This is a genomic window from Streptomyces virginiae (genome assembly GCF_000720455.1).
GTDB lineage: Bacteria > Actinomycetota > Actinomycetes > Streptomycetales > Streptomycetaceae > Streptomyces > Streptomyces virginiae.
Window position 1 is genome coordinate 56,552 of sequence record NZ_JOAK01000010.1, and the last position, 20,793, is coordinate 77,344.

16 protein-coding genes are annotated in these 20,793 nt (G+C 72.4%); 12 read left to right on the top strand and 4 right to left on the bottom strand.

What is annotated here, in order from left to right:
• Positions 1 to 3: 3 nt before the first annotated feature.
• Positions 4 to 249: an antitoxin gene (locus IG86_RS0117155; RefSeq protein ID WP_030027316.1), complete on the bottom strand. Its 246-nt coding sequence runs from the start codon at positions 247 to 249 to the stop codon at positions 4 to 6.
• A gap of 23 nt (positions 250 to 272) precedes the next feature.
• Positions 273 to 440, bottom strand: a complete 168-nt coding sequence (locus IG86_RS0117160; protein ID WP_234316294.1) for a gliding motility protein — start codon at positions 438 to 440, stop codon at positions 273 to 275.
• Between the two features lie 227 nt (positions 441 to 667).
• On the opposite strand from IG86_RS0117160, the gene miaA reads away from it, so the two are divergent.
• From miaA to hflX, 6 genes are all read left to right on the top strand, one after another.
• The gene (gene miaA, locus IG86_RS0117165) at positions 668 to 1,606 is read left to right on the top strand and encodes a tRNA (adenosine(37)-N6)-dimethylallyltransferase MiaA (protein ID WP_030821236.1); all 939 of its coding nucleotides are present in this window, start codon (positions 668 to 670) and stop codon (positions 1,604 to 1,606) included.
• Between the two features lie 132 nt (positions 1,607 to 1,738).
• Entirely contained in the window at positions 1,739 to 2,251 is a 513-nt protein-coding gene (locus tag IG86_RS0117170) for a hypothetical protein (protein ID WP_030821237.1), read from the top strand.
• A gap of 53 nt (positions 2,252 to 2,304) precedes the next feature.
• Positions 2,305 to 3,180 carry a diaminopimelate epimerase gene (dapF, locus tag IG86_RS0117175; protein ID WP_030897711.1) on the top strand — a complete coding sequence of 292 codons (876 nt, stop codon included), beginning with the start codon at positions 2,305 to 2,307 and terminating at the stop codon, positions 3,178 to 3,180.
• A gap of 140 nt (positions 3,181 to 3,320) precedes the next feature.
• Entirely contained in the window at positions 3,321 to 5,402 is a 2,082-nt protein-coding gene (locus tag IG86_RS0117180; protein ID WP_030821240.1) for a RelA/SpoT family protein, read from the top strand.
• Between the two features lie 165 nt (positions 5,403 to 5,567).
• A complete protein-coding gene (locus tag IG86_RS0117185; protein WP_051785241.1) occupies positions 5,568 to 7,169 on the top strand; it encodes a M1 family metallopeptidase in 1,602 nt (533 codons plus the stop codon).
• 133 nt (positions 7,170 to 7,302) lie between these two features.
• A complete protein-coding gene (gene hflX / locus IG86_RS0117190; protein WP_030821245.1) occupies positions 7,303 to 8,808 on the top strand; it encodes a GTPase HflX in 1,506 nt (501 codons plus the stop codon).
• A gap of 107 nt (positions 8,809 to 8,915) precedes the next feature.
• Here the strand turns inward: hflX and IG86_RS0117195 are convergent, their stop codons facing one another.
• Positions 8,916 to 10,085: a trypsin-like serine peptidase gene (locus IG86_RS0117195; RefSeq protein ID WP_030897715.1), complete on the bottom strand. Its 1,170-nt coding sequence runs from the start codon at positions 10,083 to 10,085 to the stop codon at positions 8,916 to 8,918.
• Positions 10,086 to 10,379: 294 nt separating this feature from the next.
• Between IG86_RS0117195 and IG86_RS0117200 the strand changes: the two genes are divergently transcribed.
• The 5 genes from IG86_RS0117200 (at position 10,380) to IG86_RS0117220 (ending at position 18,828) form a co-directional block, all read left to right on the top strand.
• Positions 10,380 to 11,729: a diaminobutyrate--2-oxoglutarate transaminase family protein gene (locus IG86_RS0117200; protein WP_078848560.1), complete on the top strand. Its 1,350-nt coding sequence runs from the start codon at positions 10,380 to 10,382 to the stop codon at positions 11,727 to 11,729.
• 20 nt (positions 11,730 to 11,749) lie between these two features.
• Entirely contained in the window at positions 11,750 to 14,107 is a 2,358-nt protein-coding gene (locus IG86_RS0117205) for an IucA/IucC family protein (protein ID WP_078905933.1), read from the top strand.
• Positions 14,108 to 14,140: 33 nt separating this feature from the next.
• The gene (locus IG86_RS0117210) at positions 14,141 to 14,848 is read left to right on the top strand and encodes a GNAT family N-acetyltransferase (protein WP_078848561.1); all 708 of its coding nucleotides are present in this window, start codon (positions 14,141 to 14,143) and stop codon (positions 14,846 to 14,848) included.
• A 98-nt stretch (positions 14,849 to 14,946) separates the two neighbouring features.
• Positions 14,947 to 16,803 (top strand): IucA/IucC family protein, encoded by a 1,857-nt coding sequence (locus IG86_RS0117215; RefSeq protein WP_030897720.1) that lies wholly within the window; start codon positions 14,947 to 14,949, stop codon positions 16,801 to 16,803.
• Between the two features lie 54 nt (positions 16,804 to 16,857).
• Positions 16,858 to 18,828 (top strand): ATP-dependent DNA helicase, encoded by a 1,971-nt coding sequence (locus IG86_RS0117220; protein ID WP_030821259.1) that lies wholly within the window; start codon positions 16,858 to 16,860, stop codon positions 18,826 to 18,828.
• Between the two features lie 72 nt (positions 18,829 to 18,900).
• Here the strand turns inward: IG86_RS0117220 and lexA are convergent, their stop codons facing one another.
• On the bottom strand, positions 18,901 to 19,695 hold the full coding sequence (lexA, locus tag IG86_RS0117225) for a transcriptional repressor LexA (protein ID WP_030027001.1): 795 nt from the start codon (positions 19,693 to 19,695) through the stop codon (positions 18,901 to 18,903).
• A gap of 473 nt (positions 19,696 to 20,168) precedes the next feature.
• Here lexA and nrdR point away from each other — a divergent pair, with 473 nt between their 5' ends.
• A complete protein-coding gene (nrdR, locus tag IG86_RS0117230; protein ID WP_030821262.1) occupies positions 20,169 to 20,681 on the top strand; it encodes a transcriptional regulator NrdR in 513 nt (170 codons plus the stop codon).
• Positions 20,682 to 20,793 lie beyond the last annotated feature (112 nt).

Here is a 20,793-nt window from a genome sequence, read left to right on the forward strand (position 1 = left end):
GCGTCAGGAGGCGGCCGGCGGCGTCTGCCCGCCGGGGGCGTCCTTGTGCGCGATCTTTCCCAGGGCGTCCTTCGCCTTGCCCGTCCCGCTCGTGATCTGGCCGCTGTACTTGCCCTTGGTCTTGGAGTCCACGGCCTTGGCGACCTTGTCCAGACCCTCGCTGATCCTGCCCTCGTGCTGGTGCGCGAGATCGCCGACCTTGTCCTTCGCCGGAGCGAGCTTGGCCTTCAGATTGTCCAGCAGGCCCATGGGTCACCTTCCGTTGGCGTTCGCTACGTACGGGCGCCCTCGCCGGCCTCGCTGTCCGCGGCCACCTCGGCCGACTGCTGCTTCGGGATCTCCACGGCTTCCGCCGGCTCGCTCTCCGCGACAGCAGGCTCGGCCTCGCCCTCCGCACCGGACTCCGCCACCGGAGCCGCGGCCGCGACCTCCTCGGTCACGGCCTCGTCCTTACGACGAAAAAACCGATCAAAAACGCCCATGTCTACTCCCGTAACGTTACGCGTGTGAGTGAAGTTCCGCGTTCGCCGAACCGGTCTGCGCCGGTCGTACGCACGGCGTACGCCCGGCCGGAACCCCGCCAGGGCAACGACCTCCCTCCCACCCCGTCACGTAGCTCGATCGGGTACATGAGCGTGTCTTGACCGGGGGCTGCGAGACTGGGGCGGTGAGGAATGCAGCCCCCGCCCCGCGGGTCATCGCCGTCGTCGGTCCCACCGCGGCAGGAAAGTCCGACCTGGGCGTAGCCCTGGCCCGCCGGTTCGACGGCGAAGTCGTCAACGCCGACTCCATGCAGCTGTACCGGGGGATGGACATCGGCACCGCCAAGCTGACGACCGAGGAGCGCGGCGGCGTCCCGCACCACCTCCTCGACATCTGGGACGTCACCGACACCGCCAACGTCGCCGAGTACCAGCGGCTGGCCCGTCTGGAGATCGACAAACTGCTCGCCGAGGGCCGCACGCCCGTCCTCGTCGGCGGTTCCGGCCTGTACGTCCGGGGTGCCCTGGACGTCATGGAGTTCCCCGGCACCGACCCCGAGGTCCGCGCCCGGCTGGAGGAAGAGGTCACGCTGCGCGGCCCCGGCGCCCTGCACGCCCGGCTCGCCGCCGCCGACCCCGAAGCGGCCCGGGCGATCCTGCCCAGCAACGGCCGCCGCATCGTCCGCGCGCTGGAGGTCATCGAGATCACCGGCAAGCCGTTCACGGCGAACCTGCCCGGCCACGAGTCCGTCTACGACACCGTCCAGATCGGCGTCGACGTCGCCCGGCCGGAGCTCGACGAGCGGATCGCCCTGCGCGTCGACCGGATGTGGGAGGACGGCCTCGTGGACGAGGTCCGCGCGCTGGAGGCCCGCGGGCTGCGCGACGGGATCACCGCCTCCCGGGCACTGGGCTACCAGCAGGTGCTCGCCGCGCTCGCCGGCGAGTGCACCGAGGACGAGGCCCGGGCGGAGACCGTGCGGGCGACCAAGCGGTTCGCCCGCCGCCAGGACTCCTGGTTCCGCCGCGATCCGCGGGTCCACTGGCTCAGCGGGGCCGCCGCGGACCGGGCGGAACTCCCCGGACTCGCGCAGTCGTTGGTCGAACGAGCGGTTACAGCCTGATCACGTGATGGCATCGGGACGCCCCGGGCGCCCGTAGCGGGGCTGAGGGCGTGCCATCATCAAACTCCAGCGGGTGCGATCACCTGCGATGCATGGCGGCGTACTGAGTCCGAGTGGGGAGGGCGCGTGGCGATGGAGGCCGGCCCTCGCGACACCGGGCGGGACGACACCCGGCGGGAAGCGGACCCGATGCTTCTCGGCGGAACGGACGGACCCGCGGGCCTCGGGCTGCCCGCCGACCCCGCGCGGCTGACCCCCGACGGCCCGGACGCCCCGGACACCGCCGAGGCGGAGGCGGCCGCCGGACCCGAGTTCGAGGTCGAACTGCGACCGCAGCGCCGCCTGCGCGTGTGGCAGATCGCCCCCATCGTGATGCTCGCCGCCGCCGGTTCGCTGATGTTCGCCTTCCCCCTCGCCTTCGAGTTCGGCGACGGCGGAGCCGTGGTCGCCATGCTCGGCTTCCTCATCAGCTGCTGCGCCGGAGGCTGGGGGATGATGGCCGCCCGCCGGGTCGGCTACACCTGGCCCGGGCTGCCGGCCCGGGGCAGCGGCCGCCGCCCCGACTGGCGCATGGCCGCGCTGTACGCCGTGGTCGCGCTGGTCGTCGTGGGCCTCGCCGTGTACCGGGTGGCCCGGCTCCGCTGACCGCCCCTCGGACGGTCCGGCCCCTCTGAGCTGCGGCTGGGTACGATGGGCGGGTGACGCAGACCACCCTCTCCTTCCTCAAGGGCCACGGCACCGAGAACGACTTCGTGATCGTCCCGGACCCGGACAACGCCATCGAGCTGCCCGCCTCCACCGTCGCGAAGCTCTGCGACCGGCGCGCCGGCATCGGCGGCGACGGGGTGCTGCACGTCGTCCGGTCCGCCGCGCACCCGGAGGCGGCGCACCTGGCCGACGAGGCGGAGTGGTTCATGGACTACCGCAACAGCGACGGCTCCGTCGCCGAGATGTGCGGCAACGGCGTGCGCGTCTTCGCCCGCTACCTGCAGCACGCCGGCCACGTCGAACCGGGCGACCTCGCCGTCGCCACGCGCGGCGGCGTCAAGCGCGTGCACCTCGACAAGGCGGGCGACGTCACCGTCTCCATGGGCCGCGCCGCGTTCCCCGAGGGCGAGGTCACCGTCAGCGTCGGACCGCGCAGCTGGCCCGCCCGCAACGTGAACATGGGGAACCCGCACGCCGTCGCGTTCGTGGAAAGCCTCGACGACGCCGGGAACCTGTACACCGCCCCGCCGTTCAGCCCGGCGTCCGCCTACCCGACGGGTGTCAACGTCGAGTTCGTCGTCGACCGCGGCCCCCGGCACGTCGCCATGCGCGTCCACGAGCGCGGCTCCGGCGAGACCCGCTCCTGCGGCACCGGCGCCTGCGCCGTCGCCGTGGCCGCCATCCGCCGTGACGGCGCCGACCCCGCCGTCACCGGCGAACCGGCCACGTACACCGTCGACCTCCCCGGCGGGACCCTCGTCATCACCGAACACCCCGACGGCCGGATCGACATGACCGGCCCGGCCGTGATCGTGGCCGCCGGTGAGTTCGACGCGGCCTGGCTCACCGAAACGGCTTTCTCCTGAAGCTTCCCTCTAATGGGTGATCCGTTTCACGCTGTGCGAGAGGTGGACTGCGCCACGTGGTGGGGTCGGTAACATCAGGCACCGGCCCTGAGGGCGCACCCCATGCCCGCCACCGCCGGTCGAAGCCGCCGGAGGTGCCCATGAGTGCAGAGGCCACGAACCCCGAAGCACACCCCGAAGCGCGCCCTGAGCTCCGCAGACGGGGCCGGAGCAGGATCGATCTGCGCCGCCTCGGGCGCGCGGCGCTGCTCGGGCCGACGTCCCGGGACCGCCTCCCGGACGCGATCGGCCACGTCGCGGAGGCGCACCGCGCCCACCATCCGGACGCCGATATGTCCATTCTCCGGCGCGCTTACCTCCTCGCGGAGAGCTCCCACCGCGGCCAGATGCGAAAAAGTGGTGAGCCGTACATCACACATCCGCTCGCCGTCACCCTGATCCTCGCCGAACTGGGCGCCGAAACGACCACCTTGACGGCCTCTCTGCTCCACGACACCGTCGAGGACACCGATGTGACCCTCGATCAGGTCCGGGCGGAGTTCGGTGACGAGGTCTGCTTCATCGTCGACGGCGTCACCAAGGTCGAGAAGATCGACTACGGCGCCGCCGCCGAACCGGAGACCTTCCGCAAGATGCTCGTCGCCACCGGCAACGACGTCCGCGTGATGTCCATCAAACTCGCCGACCGGCTGCACAACATGCGCACCCTGGGCGTGATGCGCCCCGAGAAACAGGCCCGCATCGCCAAGGTCACGCGCGACGTCCTCATCCCGCTGGCCGAGCGGCTCGGCGTGCAGGCCCTCAAGACCGAACTGGAAGACCTCGTCTTCGCGATCCTGCACCCCGACGAGTACGAGAGCACCCGCGCCCTCATCGCCGCCCACGCCGGCGAACGCGACCCGCTGCCCGGCATCGCCGACTCCGTACGAACCGTCCTGCGGGAGGCGGGCATCAGCGCCGAAGTGCAGGTCCGGCCGCGGCACTTCGTCTCCGTGCACCGCATCGCCCGCTCGCGCGGCGAGCTGCGCGGCTCCGACTTCGGCCGCATCCTCGTACTCGTCGGCGAGAACGCCGACTGCTACGGCGTGCTCGGCGAGCTGCACACCTGCTTCACCCCGGTCGTCTCGGAGTTCAAGGACTTCATCGCCACCCCGAAGTTCAACCTGTACCAGTCCCTCCACACCGCCGTCGCCACCCCCGAGGGGTACGTCGCCGAGGTCATCGTGCGCACCCGGCAGATGCACCGCGTCGCCGAGGCCGGTGTGGTCGCGCTCGGCAACCCGTACGCCACCGCGACGCCGGACGCCGCCGCCGACCCGGACGAGGAGCGGGTGGACCCCACCCGGCCCGGCTGGCTGTCCCGGCTGCTCGACTGGCAGCAGTCCGCCCCCGACCCCGACACCTTCTGGACCGTGCTCCGCGCCGAGCTGGCACAGGACCGGGAGATCACCGTGTTCCGGGCCGACGGCGGCACCCTGGGCCTCCCGGCCGGAGCCAGCTGTATCGACGCCGCCTACGCGCAACACGGCGAGGCGGCCCACGGCTGTATCGGCGCCCGCGTCAACGGGCGCCTCACCTCCCTGTCCTCGGCGCTGTCCGACGGGGACACCGTCCAGCTTCTGCTCGCCCAGGACGCCTCCTCCGGACCGGCGGCCGAATGGCTGGACCACGCCCGGACCCCCGCCGCCCGCATCGCCATCAGCAGCTGGCTGGAGACCCACCCCGACCGCGCCATGGCCACCACCACGGCCGCGCGGGCACCGCTGTCGGTGGTCGGGGCCCGGGGCGGCGGGGCCAACGCCGTCGCCGACCTGCCGGACGCCACCGTGCGGCTGGCCGGATGCTGCACCCCGGTGCCGCCGGACGCCGTCGCCGGTTTCCTGGTCCGCGGCGGGGCCGTCACCGTGCACCGCATCCACTGCGCGGCCGTGGCGCAGATGCGCGCCGTCGGGCGCACCTCGGTCGCCGTGCACTGGCGGGCGACCGCCGACTGCCGGGTCACCCTGCTCGCTGAATCGTTCGGCCGCCCCCATCTGCTGGCCGACCTGACCGAGGCCATCGCCCACGAGGGCGTCGAGGTGGTCTCCGCGACCGTGGAACCCCCGGTCGAGGGACGGGTCCGGCACACCTACACCCTCCAGCTGCCCGACGCGGCCGGGCTCCCCGCCCTGATGCGCGCCATGCGGGACGTACCGGGCGTGTACGACGTCAGCCGCGCGTAGGGAGCGTCTCGCCGGTCCTGCCGGACTCGCGGGGTGCGCCGCTCCCCGATCCGGCCTGATCGACAGGACACCTCCTAGGCCGGTACGGCGCCGGAAGGTCCCGTTCGGGTGGTCCCGTCGCGCGCCGTACACGGCCCCGCGGCGGGCGCTGGTAAGCGGTGGTGGATGCAGCTCTCCTCCCGCCGCCTGCGCGCCGCCCTGCTCGCCGCGGCCTCCCTCACCCTCGTCGCCGCCGTACTGCCCCCGCCGAAGGCCCTGGGCATCGGCGACCGGCTCTTCCCCGATCTCGGGAACCCGGGCTACGACGTCCTCTCGTACGACCTGTCCTTCACGTACAAGGACAACAAGAGCCCCCTCGACGCGGTCACCGTGATCGACGCCCGGGCGACGGCGCCGCTGGAGCGGGTCAACCTGGACTTCACGCACGGCAAGGTGGCCTCGGCCGAGGTCAACGGGGAGCCCGCACGGTTCGAGAGCGTGGGGGAGGACCTCGTCCTGACCCCGCGGCGCGCCGTGGCGGACGGCGGCCCGCTGCGCATCACGGTCCGGCACACCAGCGACCCGCGCGGCCGCGGGGACGGCGGCTGGGTGCCCACCGAGGACGGTCTGGCCATGGCCAACCAGGCGGACGCAGCCCACCGCGTGTTCCCCTGCAACGACCATCCCGCCGACAAGGCCCTCTTCACCTTCCGCATCAGCGCCCCCGCCGGGCTGACGGCCGTCGCCAACGGGTACCAGGTGGCCCCTGCCCTGCGCATCGGCCCCTCGACGACGTGGACGTACCGGACCAGGCACCCGATGGCCACCGAGCTGGCCCAGGTCTCCGTGGGCCGCTCCGCCGTCGTGCACGGGACCGGACCGCACGGGCTGCCGCTGCGCGACGTGGTGCCCGCCGCCGACCGGCAGCGGCTCGACCCCTGGCTGAAGAAGACCGCCGGCCACATCGAGTGGATGGAGGAGCGGGTCGGCCGCTACCCCTTCGAGAACTACGGGGTGCTGATCGCACGGGCGACGACCGGCTTCGAGCTGGAGACGCAGACCCTCTCGCTCTTCGAGAGCAGCCTGTTCTCCGGCGACGGCTACCCCGAGTGGTACGTCGAGTCGGTGATGGTCCACGAGCTCGCCCACCAGTGGTTCGGCGACAGCGTCACCCCGCGGACCTGGTCCGACCTGTGGCTCAACGAGGGACACGCCACCTGGTACGAGGCCCTGTACGCGGACGGGCTCGGCAAGTACTCCCTGGAGCGGCGCATGCGCGAGGCGTACCAGCGCTCCGACCAGTGGCGGGCGGCGGGCGGCCCCCCGGCCGCCCCGAAGGCCGCCGCACCCGGCGAGAAGATCGGGCTGTTCCGGCCGGTGGTCTACGACGGCGCCGCGCTGATCCTGTACGCACTGCGGCAGGAGATCGGCGCCCCGGCCTTCGACCGGATCGAGCGGCGCTGGGTCGCGCAGTACCGGGACGGGATCGCGGGCACGGCCGACTTCGTACGCCTGGCCTCGCAGGAGGCGGGCCGCGACCTCGGGGCCTTCCTGGAGCCGTGGCTGTACGGGACGAAGACCCCGCCGATGCCGGGGCACCCGGAGTGGAGCACCCCGGCCCCGGCCCCGGCCGGCAAGTCGGCGGTCAAGGCGGCGGTCAAGGCGGCGGGCAAGTCGGCGGGCAAGGCCGCACCGGGCAAGGCCGCACCGGGCAAGGCGGCACCGGGCAGGGCGGCACCGGGCAGGGCCGCAGCGGGCAAGGCACTGCCCGGCGGGAAAAGGGTGTGACCGCCGAGGAACGGGCATGTCACCATCGACGGGTCCGTTCGGGGAATCCCCGGGCGGTGTGACACGTTGGACGTGACAGTTACCGTGTCCCCGCCAGGCGTGACACCGCTATTCGAATCGACGTAAGGATCCAATGACCTCCTCTTCTTCCCCTTCCCAGGACGCGCGGGACGCAACGGACGTGCGTGACTCGCAGAGCTTCACCGAGAGCCTTCGGGCCGATGCCCTGATGGAAGAGGACGTCGCCTGGAGCCACGAGATCGACGGAGAACGGGACGGCGACCAGTTCGACCGCTCCGAGCGCGCGGCCCTGCGCCGCGTGGCCGGCCTCTCCACCGAGCTCGAAGACGTCACCGAGGTCGAGTACCGACAGCTCCGCCTGGAGCGCGTCGTCCTCGTCGGTGTCTGGACCTCCGGCACGGTGCAGGACGCGGACAACTCCCTCGCGGAGCTCGCCGCCCTCGCCGAGACGGCTGGTGCTCTCGTACTGGACGGCGTGATCCAGCGCCGCGACAAGCCGGACCCGGCCACCTTCATCGGTTCGGGCAAGGCCCGCGAGCTGCGTGACATCGTCATGGAGAGCGGCGCCGACACCGTCGTCTGCGACGGTGAGCTCAGCCCCGGCCAGCTCATCGCCCTCGAAGACGTCGTCAAGGTCAAGGTGGTCGACCGGACCGCCCTGATCCTGGACATCTTCGCCCAGCACGCCAAGTCCCGAGAGGGCAAGGCACAGGTCGCACTCGCGCAGATGCAGTACATGCTGCCGCGACTGCGCGGCTGGGGTCAGTCGCTCTCCCGGCAGATGGGTGGCGGCGGCGGTGGCGGCATGGCCACCCGAGGCCCCGGTGAGACCAAGATCGAGACCGACCGGCGACGGATCCGCGAGAAGATGGCGAAGATGCGCCGGGAGATCGCGGAGATGAAGACCGGCCGCGACATCAAGCGGCAGGAACGGCGCCGCAACAAGGTGCCCTCGGTCGCCATCGCCGGCTACACCAACGCGGGCAAGTCCTCGCTGCTCAACCGCCTCACGGGCGCGGGCGTGCTGGTGGAGAACGCGCTGTTCGCCACCCTCGACCCGACCGTGCGCCGGGCCGAGACGCCGAGCGGCCGGATCTACACCCTGGCCGACACGGTCGGATTCGTCCGGCACCTGCCCCACCACCTCGTCGAGGCGTTCCGATCCACGATGGAGGAGGTCGGCGACGCCGACCTGATCCTGCACATCGTGGACGGATCGCACCCGGCGCCGGAGGAGCAGCTGGCGGCGGTGCGCGAGGTCATCCGCGAGGTCGGCGCGGTCAACGTGCCCGAGATCGTGGTGATCAACAAGGCCGACGCCGCGGACCCGCTCGTCCTGCAGCGGCTGCTGCGGATCGAGCGGCACTCCATCGCCGTCTCGGCGCGGACGGGCATGGGCATCGAGGAACTCCTCGCGCTCATCGACTCCGAGCTGCCGCGGCCCGAGGTCGAGGTGGAGGCCCTGGTGCCGTACACCCGCGGCTCGCTGGTCGCCAAGGCGCATGCCGAGGGCGAGGTGATCTCCGAGGAGCACACCCCGGAGGGCACCCTGCTCAAGGCACGCGTCCACCAGGAACTGGCGGCGGACCTGGCGCCGTACGCGCTGGCGAAGCAGTAGCCCTGAGCTTCTGACGACTGAGGGCCCCCCGCGGTGTGCGGGGGGCCCTCAGTGGTTCGTCATCGCTCCGGGCGGTCTGCCGGCGGCCACCGGCTGCCGGCCAGCGGCTACTTGAACTTGTTGCTGACCGCGGTGAAGATGCCCTTCGCCTCCGGACCCAGCCGCGGTCCGGCCAGCCAGCCCGCCTTGGCCGGGCCGATCGAGGTGTTCGACACCAGCGCCGGCTTGCCGTCGGCGCCCGCGGCGACCCAGCCGCCGCCCGAGGCGCCGCCGGTCATCGTGCAGCCGATGCGGTACATCACCGGCTCGTTCGCCCTCAGGGTCAGCCGGCCCGGCCTGTCCGTGCACTGGAAGGCCTTCTGGCCGTCGAACGGGGCCGCCGCCGGGTAACCCGTCGCCGTCAGGCTCGCCACCTTCGGCACGGCGGGCGCCGCGAACTCCACCGGGAGCGCCGAACCGACCGTCTCCTCAAGGGACTTGCCACTGCCCTTCTCGGGCGTCACGTGCAGCACGGCGAAGTCGTACGGAGCGCCCGCGCCGCCGGTCGGACCACCGGTCGCGATCCACTGGTCGGAGGTCTGCGCCCAGTCGCTCCACCACACGCCGAACGGGGCCACCTGCTCACGGGGCGCGCCCTTGAGCTGCGCCGACGGCTTGCCCGCGTTGTTGTAGGAGGGCACGAAGGCGATGTTGCGGTACCAGCCGCCGGCCTTGCCCGCGTGCACGCAGTGCCCCGCGGTCCAGACCATGTTCGACTTGCCGGGGTGTGCGGGGTCCTTGACGACGGTCGCCGAGCAGACCATCGAGCCCTCGGGGCCGTCGAAGAAGACCTTGCCGGACTCCGGAACGCTCTGGTGGTAGGGCGCGTTGGCGGGCTTGGCCGCGACCGGCGCCGGGGTCGGGTCGGTGACGCCCTGGTCCCTGCCCGCGTCCGGGTCGACGGACGGGCGCTGCGGCTGCTCCGCGTCACGCATGCGGTCCGGGTCCCAGAGGTCCTCGATGATCGGGTTTATGTAGTCGCCCGCTTCGCGGAGCCAGTCCTCCTGCTTCCAGTTCTTCCACTCACCCCCCTTCCACTTCTCCAGGTCGATGCCGCGTTCCTTGAGCTTTTGCTTGAGCTGGTCCGGGATCTTGATCCCGTCCGTGTTCGGCAGGCTCGCCGCCACGGTCGGCTTGGCGTCGGCGCCGGCCTCCCCGTCGCCGGGGCCGCAGGCAGCGGCGGTCAGCACGAGGGCGGCCGCGCACAGCGTCGCGGTGACCGGTCGGTTCGGTCGCATGTCGTTCGTCCCCCTGGAGGTTCGAGGCGTGGAGTGGAGCCCCCCACTATGCCGCTGCCGCCGAGGACGACACAGCCCGGGTCAGTGGTTCCTTTTGCTCATTTCTTGAGTACCAAGGATCTTGCCTCCACCCGTGATCCGTCGCCGTCACCGTCGTTGGTACGTACGGGGGATGGGGGAGCGTTGGTGTTCGAAGCGCAATCCGTAAGTGAAGTCAGTGCGGGAGGAGCGACACTCGTGGCATTCACCGAGCCTGCCGGGGCGGCGGCCGCGACACAGGCCCCGCCGCAGGAAATGCCGCAAGGAGAGCCCCGGGCAACGCCCCAAGTGCCGCCGCAGACCGGCCGGGCGGCAGGCCCCGACGGCATCCTGCGCAGGCAGGCGCAGCGGGAGTCCGCGGCCCGGACGTACGCCCGCTCCCTGCCCATCGTCCCGGTACGGGCGCGCGGGCTGACCATCGAGGGCGCCGACGGCCGGCGTTACCTCGACTGCCTCTCCGGCGCCGGCACCCTCGCGCTCGGGCACAACCACCCGGTGGTCCTGGAAGCCGTCCGCGGCGTCCTCGACTCGGGTGCGCCGCTCCACGTCCTGGACCTCGCCACACCGGTCAAGGACGCCTTCACCACCGAGCTGTTCGCCAACCTGCCGCCGGCGCTGGCCGCCGACGCGCGCATCCAGTTCTGCGGGCCCGCCGGCACGGACGCCGTGGAGGCCGCCCTCAAACTGGTCCGCACCGCGACCGGCCGCTGCGGACTGCTCGCCTTCACCGGGGCCTACCACGGCATGACCGCCGGCGCCCTGGAAGCCTCGGGCGGCGCCGCCGATGGCCGGGTGACCCGGCTTCCCTACCCGCAGGACTTCCGCTGCCCGTTCGGCGTCGGCGGGCCCGAGGGAGCCGAACTCGCCGCGCGCTGGACGGAGAACCTGCTCGACGACCCCAAGGGCGGCATCCCCCTCCCCGCCGGCCTGATCGTCGAACCCGTGCAGGGCGAGGGCGGGGTCAACCCCGCACCGGACGGCTGGCTGCGCCGCATCCGCGAGATCACCGCGTCGAGGGGGATCCCCCTCATCGCCGACGAGGTCCAGACGGGGGTCGGCCGGACCGGAGCCTTCTGGGGCGTCGACCACGCCGGGGTGGTGCCCGACGTGATGGTCCTGTCCAAGGCGATCGGCGGCAGCCTGCCCCTCGCGGTGATCGTGTACCGGTCGGGCCTGGACGTGTGGGCACCCGGAGCCCACGCCGGCACCTTCCGCGGCAACCAGCTCGCCATGGCCGCCGGCACCGCCACGCTCGCCTTCGTCCGTGAGAACCGGCTCGCGGAACGCGCCGCCGTCCTCGGCGACCGGATGACGGCGGCCCTGCGCGGCCTGGCCGCCGGGCAGCCCTGCATCGGGGACGTCCGGGGCCGCGGCCTGATGATCGGCCTCGAACTCGTCGATCCCGACACCGGGGCCGCCGCACCGGCCCTCGCCGCGGCCGTCCGCCAGGAGTGCCTGGAACGCGGCCTGATCGTCGAACTCGGCGGCCGCCACAGCGCCGTGGTCCGCCTGCTCCCACCGCTGACCCTCACCGACGAGCAGGCCGCGGCGGTCCTCGACCGCCTGGCCGACGCCATCCCGGCCGCTGCCCGACGGCCCCGCTGACCCGCACCGGAGGACCCGTGATGCCAGAGCCGCACCAGTCCACCCCGACCACTCCCCTCACCCCGACCACTCCCCTCACCCCGACCACTCCTCTCACGCCGATCCAGCCCAACCCCCTTCCGGAAAACCCGGCTTCCAACGCCTCCCCGCCCGAGGCCGCCCCGGAAGGGCCGGCTCACCCGCAGCCCCTGCCCGACCCGGCCCGGACGGCGCCCCCGCGCCCCGAGCCCGGAGCCTGCGCCCCGGGGCCGGCGCCGGCGCCCGCCGCCGCACCCGCGGCCACCGCCGACCCCGTACGGGACCCTGCCCCGGTGCAGCCGCCCACCGCGCCCGCCCCTGCCACCGGCGCGCCGGCCCCGCCCGCCGCCGCCACGCCCCGTAGCGCGGAGCACGTCCAGGCCGCTGACCCGCACACCCCCTCGGCCGAAACGGCCACCGGGCATCGCCCCGCCGCCGACGCCCACACCGACGGGACCACGGCCGAGCACCCCCCGACAGCGGCCTCGACCCCCGCCGTGCCGTTCCCGCAGCCCGCCACGGCCGACGCCGGGGCGACCGCCACCGTGCCGCGGCAGAAAGACGGCACGCCCAGAGCCCGCACCGGCTGGCCGGGCTTCATCCGACCGGAGCCGACCGCCGGACCCGACCCCCTGGACCACCCCGACCCGGCCCTCGCCGCCGAAGCCGCGGCAGTGGAGAACCTCCTGCGGTGCTGGGTCCGCGAATCCGGACTCCACCGCCCCGACGGCCCCACCGGCAGCCCCCTGCGCATCCCCCTTCCCGCATCCGGCACCGCCGTGCTGGTCGGTGTCCGCCACTGGTCCCACGCGGGCTGGCACCGCTTCGGCCCCGCCCGCCTCGAAGGCACCGCCGCCACCGCGCCGTGCCTGGACGCCGTCACCCTCGCCGCGCTCATCGCCCGTGAGGGTGCGGGCGACGGCCGCGGCAGCTCCGACCTCGTCGGCCGGGTCGCCGACTCGGTGCGCCGTACCACCGAGTTCATCGCCGACCGGCGAGAGCGTCCCACCGCCCCGGCCCCCGCCTGCGCGGACCGCTTCCTCACCGCCGAACAGTCGCTCCTCCTCGGCCACCCCCTCCAGCCGGACCCGAAGAGCCGCGAAGGACTCTCCGAGACCGAGGCCCGTCGCTACTCACCCGAACTCCACGGCTCCTTTCCCCTGCACTGGTTCGCGGTCGATCCCTCCGCACTCGCCACCGAATCCGCATGGACCGAGCGCGGCCGCCCCGTCTCCGCGCCACAGCTCCTCGGCCGACTCGCCCCCGGACTTCCGCTGCCCAACGGCACCACCCCCCTTCCCCTGCATCCCTGGCAGGCCCGCGAACTCCTCCAGCGCCCCTCCGTCACCGCCCTCCGCGACGCGGGGCTCCTGCACGACCTGGGCCCGCACGGAGAGGCCTGGTACCCGACCTCGTCCGTCCGCACCGTCCACCGGCCGGGCGCCCCCGCGATGCTGAAGCTCTCCCTGGCCTTGCGCATCACCAACTCCCGCCGCGAGAACCTCCGCAAGGAACTCCACCGAGGCGTGGAGGTGCACCGGCTGCTCCGCACCGGCCTCACCGAGCAGTGGCAGGCGGCCCACCCCGGCTTCGACATCGTCCGCGACCCCGCCTGGGTGGCCGTGGACGCCCCGGACGGCACCCCCGTCCCCGGCCTCGACGCCCTGCTCCGTCACAACCCCTTCCGCTCGGGCGACGACGCCGTCTGCATCGCCGCGCTCACCTCTCCCCGCCCATGGCCCGGCCGGACCACCATGAGCTCCCGGCTCGCCGAGATCGTCACCGCTCTCGCCTCCGCCACCGGACACACCACCTCAGCGGTCGCCGCCGAGTGGTTCCTGCGCTACCTCGACCACGTGGTCCTGCCCGTCCTCGCCTTCGACTCCCTCGCCGGCATCGCCCTCGAAGCGCACCAACAGAACACGCTGGTCCTCCTCGACCCGGCCGGCTGGCCCACCGGCGGCCGCTACCGCGACAACCAGGGCTACTACTTCCGCGAATCCCGCCGCGCGGAACTGGAGCAACGCCTCCCCGGCATCGGCGGCCGCAGCGACACCTTCGTCTCCGACTCCGTCACCGACGAACGCTTCGCCTACTACCTCGGCATCAACAACGTCCTCGGCCTGATCGGTGCCTTCGGCTCCCAGCGCCTCGCCGACGAACGCGTCCTCCTCGCCGCCTTCCGCCGCTTCCTCGCCAAGGCCGCGGGCCTCGGCCCGCTCCCCACACGGCTGCTCGACTCGCCCACCCTGCGCTGCAAGGCGAACCTGCTCACCCGCCTGGGCGGTCTCGACGAGCTGGTCGGCCCCGTCGACACCCAGTCCGTCTACGTCACCATCACCAACCCCCTTCACGATTGACGCGTCGGCGCCCGACGCGGAGGAGAGCCCCCGATGCGCCTCACGGACACCGCCGCCGGTCTCGCCGGACCCGGCCTCGACGCCGCTGACGCGGTCGACGCCTACGGCGCCCGCCGGCACACCCACGCACATCGACTCGACGTCGACCTGCTGCCCCTGCTCGCCGAGGCCGACCTGCTCGATTCACCGGCCACCTGGGGCAGCGTCACCACCCGGGCCGGGGCCTTCCGCCTCGAACCCGTACGGCCGGGCCGAGACCTGGAGCTCCTCACCGCGTGGATGAACGATCCCGAAGTGGCCGCCTACTGGGAGCTCGCCGGCCCCGCCGCGGTCACCGCGGCCCACCTGCGGTCCCAGCTCGACGGCGACGGCCGGAGCATCCCCTGCCTCGGCCTCCTCGACGGCACGCCGATGAGCTACTGGGAGATCTACCGGGCCGACCTCGACCCGCTCTCCCGCCACTACCCGGCGCGCCCCCACGACACGGGTATCCACCTGCTCATCGGAGACGGCACGAACCGGGGCCGCGGGCTGGGCACGACCCTGCTCCGTGCCGTCGCCGACCTGGTACTCGGCAACCGCCCCCGCTGCACACGCGTCGTCGCGGAACCGGACATCCGCAACACCCCCTCCGTATCGGCCTTCCTCGGCTCAGGCTTCCGCTGCCATGCGGAAATCGATCTTCCCGAGAAGCGCGCCGCCCTGATGGTCCGGGAACGGGTGCTGCGCAATCTCCTCTGATCGCCGCCCCGCACGCCCCGACCGCCGTCGTCGCTCCGCACCTCTCCCTTCGAAAACTCTGCGTCGCGCAGCAAAGTTCCCGATCTTCGAGGAGTCCCGTGCCGAACTTCCCCGCAGCCCCCGACCCGACGCAGCCGGTCCTGCCGCCGTTGCCCCAGCACCCCTGCACGCCGCCCGAACTCACGCTCCCGACCTGGGACTTCGCCGCCCGCAGGCTCCTCGCCAAGATGCTCGCCGAATTCGCCTACGAGGAGATCATCCGCCCCGTCCCCGCCCCGGCCGCCGCCGGCGACGCATGGACGCTGACCCTCGACGACGGCAGCGTCCTCGGCTTCCGCGCCCGCCGCCGCGCGTACGGCAGCTGGCACGTCACCCCGGACTCCATCACCCTCATCCCGCCCCCGCCCGCACCGGCCGCCCCGGCCTCCTTCGGGGACCCGTACGACTTCCTCGTCCGCGCCCGCACCCTCCTCGGCCTCGACGGAGCCACCCTCGGCCACCTCGTCCGCGAGCTGAGCGCCACCCTGGCAGCCGACGCGCGGATCGACCACACCGCCCTCACCGCCGACGTCCTCGCCGACCTCGACTACGCCGCCCTCGAAGGCCACCAGACCGGACACCCCTGGCTCGTCCTGAACAAGGGCCGCATCGGACTGTCCTCCTCCGACACCGCGGCCTGGGCCCCCGAGGCCCGCAACCGCCAGCGCCTGCCCTGGCTCGCCGCCCACACCTCGCTCGCCGCCTACCGCGGGACCGCAGGTCTGGAGGACCCCGCCCGCCTCTACTGCGCCGAGCTCGACCCGGCCACCCGCGCGGCCTTCGACCAGACCCTCCGCGACCGCGGCCTCGACCCGCTGCGCTACCTCTACTTCCCCGTGCACCCCTGGCAGTGGGACGAGGTCGTCGTCCCCCTCTTCGCCCCGGCGCTCGCCTCCGGCGACCTCGTCCCGCTCCCCGCCGATCCGGACGTCCGCCTGCCCCAGCAGTCGATCCGCACGTTCCTCAACCTCAGCCGGCCCGACCGGCACAGCGTCAAACTCCCCTTGTCCGTCTTCAACACCATGGTCTGGCGCGGACTGCCCTCCGACCTCGCCCTCGCGGCCCCCGCCGTCACCGCCTGGATCCACTCCCTCCGCGACGCCGACCCCTTCCTGCGCGACGAGTGCCGGGTCGTCCTGCTCGGCGAGGTCGCATCCGTCACCGTCCGCCACCCCGTGTACGACCGGCTCCCCGAGGTCCCGTACCAGTACAAGGAGCTCCTCGGCGCGATCTGGCGCGAGCCCCTCACCGGCCTCCTCGCCGCGGGGGAGCGCGCCCGCACGCTCGCCTCACTTCTCCACACCGACGCGCGCGGCCGGTCCTTCACCGCCGAGCTCGTCGCCCGCTCCGGCCTGACGCCCGCCGTCTGGCTGCAGCGGCTCTTCGCAGCCGTCCTGCCCCCGCTGCTCCATTTCCTGTACCGCTACGGCACCGTCTTCTCCCCGCACGGCGAGAACGCCGTCGTGATCTTCGACGAGCACGACGTACCGGTCCGCCTCGCGGTCAAGGACTTCGTGGACGACGTCAACATCAGTGACGAGCCGCTGCCTGAGCTGGCCTCCGTGCCCGCCGAGGTCCGGGCCGTCCTGCTCACCGAGCCCGCCGACTTCCTGCCGCAGTTCATCCATTCCGGTCTGTTCATCGGAGTATTCCGCTACCTGTCGGCCCTCTGCGAGGACCGCCTCGGCGTCCCGGAGAGCGATTTCTGGTCGCTCGTACGGGCCGAGATCCTGCGCCACCAGGCCCGCTTCCCGGAGCTGAAGGACCGCTACGAGCTGTTCGACCTGCTCGGCGAGCGCATCACACGGCTGTGTCTGAACAGGAACCGGCTGTACGAGGACGGCTACCGCGACCGCCCCGACCGCCCGCACGCCGTGCAGTACGGCACCGTGCCCAACCCCCTCCACCGGCCATGAATCCCCGCCGGTGTGCACCCGGTGTCAGCGGGGCCCCGTAGGGTTGGCAGTGCTATGACGAAGCCCTCCCTCCCCGACCTGCTGCACGCCGCCGTCTCCGCCGTCGGCGGTACGGAGCGCCCCGGCCAGGTGGCCATGGCCGAAGCCGTCGCCGAAGCAATCGACGACACCTCCCACCGGCTCATCCAGGCGGGAACCGGCACCGGTAAGTCCCTCGGCTACCTGGTGCCGGCCCTCGCCCACGGCGAGCGCGTGGTCGTGGCCACCGCGACCCTCGCCCTCCAGCGGCAGCTCGTCGAGCGTGACCTGCCCCGGACGGTAGACGCACTGCACCCGCAGCTGCGCCGCCGGCCGCAGTTCGCCATGCTCAAGGGCCGGTCCAACTACCTGTGCCTGCACCGCCTGCACGAGGGCGCTCCGCAGGACGAGGAGGAGGGCCTCTTCGACCAGTTCGAGGCGGCCACCCCCACGAGCAAGCTCGGCAAGGACCTGCTGCGCCTGCGTGACTGGGCCGACGAGACGGAAACCGGCGACCGGGACGACCTGACACCGGGCGTTTCGGACAAGGCCTGGTCGCAGATCTCCGTCTCCTCCCGCGAGTGCCTGGGCGCGACGAAGTGCGCGTACGGAGCCGAGTGCTTCGCCGAGGCCGCGCGTGAGCGGGCCAAGCTCGCGGACGTGGTCGTCACCAACCACGCGCTGCTGGCCATCGACGCCATCGAGGGCGCGCCGGTGCTGCCGCAGCACGAGGTGCTGATCGTGGACGAGGCCCACGAGCTGGTCTCCCGGGTGACCGGTGTCGCGACCGGCGAGCTCACTCCCGGCCAGGTCAACCGAGCGGTGAAGCGCGCCGCCAAGCTGGTCGACGAGAAGACCGCGGACGCGCTCCAGACCGCCTCCGAATCCTTCGAGCGCGTGATGGAGCTGGCGCTCCCGGGCCGCCTGGAGCAGATCCCCGAGGACCTCGGCTACGCCCTGATGTCCCTGCGGGACGCCGCGCGCAATGTGATCTCGGCGATCGGCGCCACCCGCGACAAGTCCGTCCACGACGAGGACGCGGTCCGCAAGCAGGCCCTGGCGGCGGTGGAGAGCATCCACACCGTGGCGGAGCGGATCACGAACGGCTCCGAGTACGACGTCGTCTGGTACGAGCGCCACGACCGCTTCGGCGCCACCCTCCGGGTCGCCCCGCTGTCGGTGTCGGGGCTGCTGCGCGAAAAGCTCTTCGAGGACCGTTCGGTGGTCCTGACCTCGGCCACCTTGAAGATCGGCGGCGACTTCAACGGTGTCGCCGCGTCCCTGGGGCTGTCCCCGGAGGGCGTCGAGGGGGACGACGTGCCCGTGTGGAAGGGCCTGGACGTCGGCTCGCCCTTCGACTACCCGAAGCAGGGCATCCTGTACGTCGCCAAGCACCTGGCCACGCCGGGACGCGAGGGCACCCGAGGCGACATGATGGACGAGCTCGCCGAGCTGATCGAGGCGGCGGGCGGCCGCACCCTCGGGCTGTTCTCCTCCATGCGCGGCGCCAAGGCGGCCGCCGAGGAGCTGCGCGGCAGGATCGACAACCCGATCCTGCTCCAGGGCGAGGAGACGCTCGGCGAACTGATCAAGGCCTTCGCCGCCGACCCGAAGACCTGCCTGTTCGGAACGCTGTCACTGTGGCAGGGCGTGGACGTGCCCGGTCCCAGCTGCCAGTTGGTCGTCATGGACCGGATCCCCTTCCCGCGCCCCGACGACCCGCTGATGAGCGCCCGCCAGAAGTCGGTGGAAGAACACGGGGGGAACGGCTTCATGGCCGTCGCCGCCACGCACGCCGCCCTGCTGATGGCGCAGGGTGCGGGCCGGCTCGTGCGAGCCACGGGGGACCGTGGCGTCGTCGCGGTCCTGGACCCCCGCCTGGCCACGGCCCGGTACGGGAGCTTCCTGCGGGCCACGCTGCCGGACTTCTGGTACACCACGGACCGCAACCAGGTCCGCCGCTCGCTCGCCGCGATCGACGCGACGGCCCAGGCCGACGGCAAGTAGAGAAGAGAGAAGACAGAACAACCCCCGGGACCGGCGCAGTGGGTCCCGGGGGCTGGCTAGGGAGCGGCGGGGTCAGACGCGGCGCAGGACCGCGACGACCTTGCCGAGGATGGTCGCCTCGTCGCCGGGGATCGGCTGGTAGGCGGCGTTGTGCGGGAGGAGCCAGACGTGGCCGTCCTCGCGCTTGAAGCGCTTGACGGTGGCTTCGCCGTCCAGCATCGCGGCGACGATGTCGCCGTTCTCGGCGACGGGCTGGCGGCGGACGGTGACCCAGTCGCCGTCGCAGATGGCGGCTTCGATCATCGAGTCGCCGACGACCTTGAGGACGAAGAGCTCACCGTCGCCGACGAGCTGGCGGGGGAGCGGGAACACGTCCTCGACCGACTCCTCGGCGAGGATCGGGCCGCCGGCCGCGATCCGGCCGACCAGGGGAACGTAGGAGGCGGCGGGCTTGCCGGTGGTGTCCGTGGGCTGCGAGCTGGGCTGGTCCGAGCCGCGCACCTCATAGGCCCTGGGCCGGTGCGGGTCGCGACGCAGGAAGCCCTTGCGCTCCAGGGCCATCAGCTGGTGTGCCACCGACGACGTGCTGGACAGGCCGACGGCCTGGCCGATCTCCCGCATCGACGGCGGGTAACCCCGCCGCTGCACGGAGTCGCGAATGACCTCGATGACCCTCCGCTGCCGGTCCGTGAGCCCGGAGCTGTCGGCGCGGATGCCTGGAGGTCGACCTGGCAGCGAGCGTGCGGGGCGCACTGCGGCCTCCGCATCCGGGTTCAGGTTTGCGTCGTTCATGGCATGCACCGGCTCAAGTCGGCTCTGGGAGCGGTTCTGGGCAGTGATGGCGGCACTGTCTGCGGTCGTGGTCACGTCGGTCGGCCCCTCTCGAAATGTTCTCCCTAGCTGGACAACGGTAGTTGCTTTCGAAAGGTTGCGCCAAACACACGTTCGAGTGAAAAATCGCAGATCGCCCTGCGTGGGTAAATCGCGGGGTGTATGGGCGATCGGATCGACGAACGCGGGTTCGGTCCGTTCCCCGCTGCTTACGGTACCCTTCCCGGTCGGGTCGCCGCCGTCCGGCCCTGCGCACAGTGTGGCACCGGGAGACCTCGTATCCGGCTATCGGACGCCCCGACACGCAGAGGCATCCAAATCCACCGCAACCCAAGATCTAGTGGTTGGATGAGCGCGGCCACCCAGAAGTTGTGGTCCCTGGGTCCGCTGAGACTCCTGGGATCGCATATGCTTGTGGCTGCTCCGCGAGCCCCCGACAGAGCCCGTCTCCGTCGTTCAGGGGCCCTGTGGGGTGATTCAGTCGTGCCGAGAAGGAGGGTGAGGGAACCATGCACTGCCCCTTCTGCAGGCACCCCGACAGCCGCGTCGTCGACAGCCGCACCACGGACGACGGTACGTCGATCCGCCGGCGCCGTCAGTGCCCCGACTGCTCCCGTCGCTTCACGACGGTGGAGACGGCCTCGCTGATGGTGATCAAGCGCAGCGGGGTGACCGAACCCTTCAGCCGTACCAAGGTCATCTCCGGCGTGCGCAAGGCGTGCCAGGGGCGGCCGGTCACCGAGGACGCCCTCGCCAAGCTCGGCCAGCGGGTCGAGGAGGCGGTGCGCGCCACCGGGAGCGCCGAGCTGACCACCCACGACGTGGGTCTGGCCATACTCGGCCCGTTGCAGGAACTCGATCTGGTCGCGTACCTGCGGTTCGCGTCCGTTTACAAAGCGTTCGACACCCTCGAAGACTTCGAGACCGCCATCGCGGAACTGCGCGTGCCGCGGCCTCACCCTGAAGAGTGCGAGCACGGCGGGACCGGTTCGGTCCCCGTGCCCGCCTCCGCCGCCGACTGACCGGGCTGCCCGCGGCGTGGTGCTCGTGCACCGGGTCGCGGCCGGTCGGCCGTGCGAAGAGACGTAGATACAGAGACACAGCACTGTGCCGCGGAATATCGCTGGCACTTTA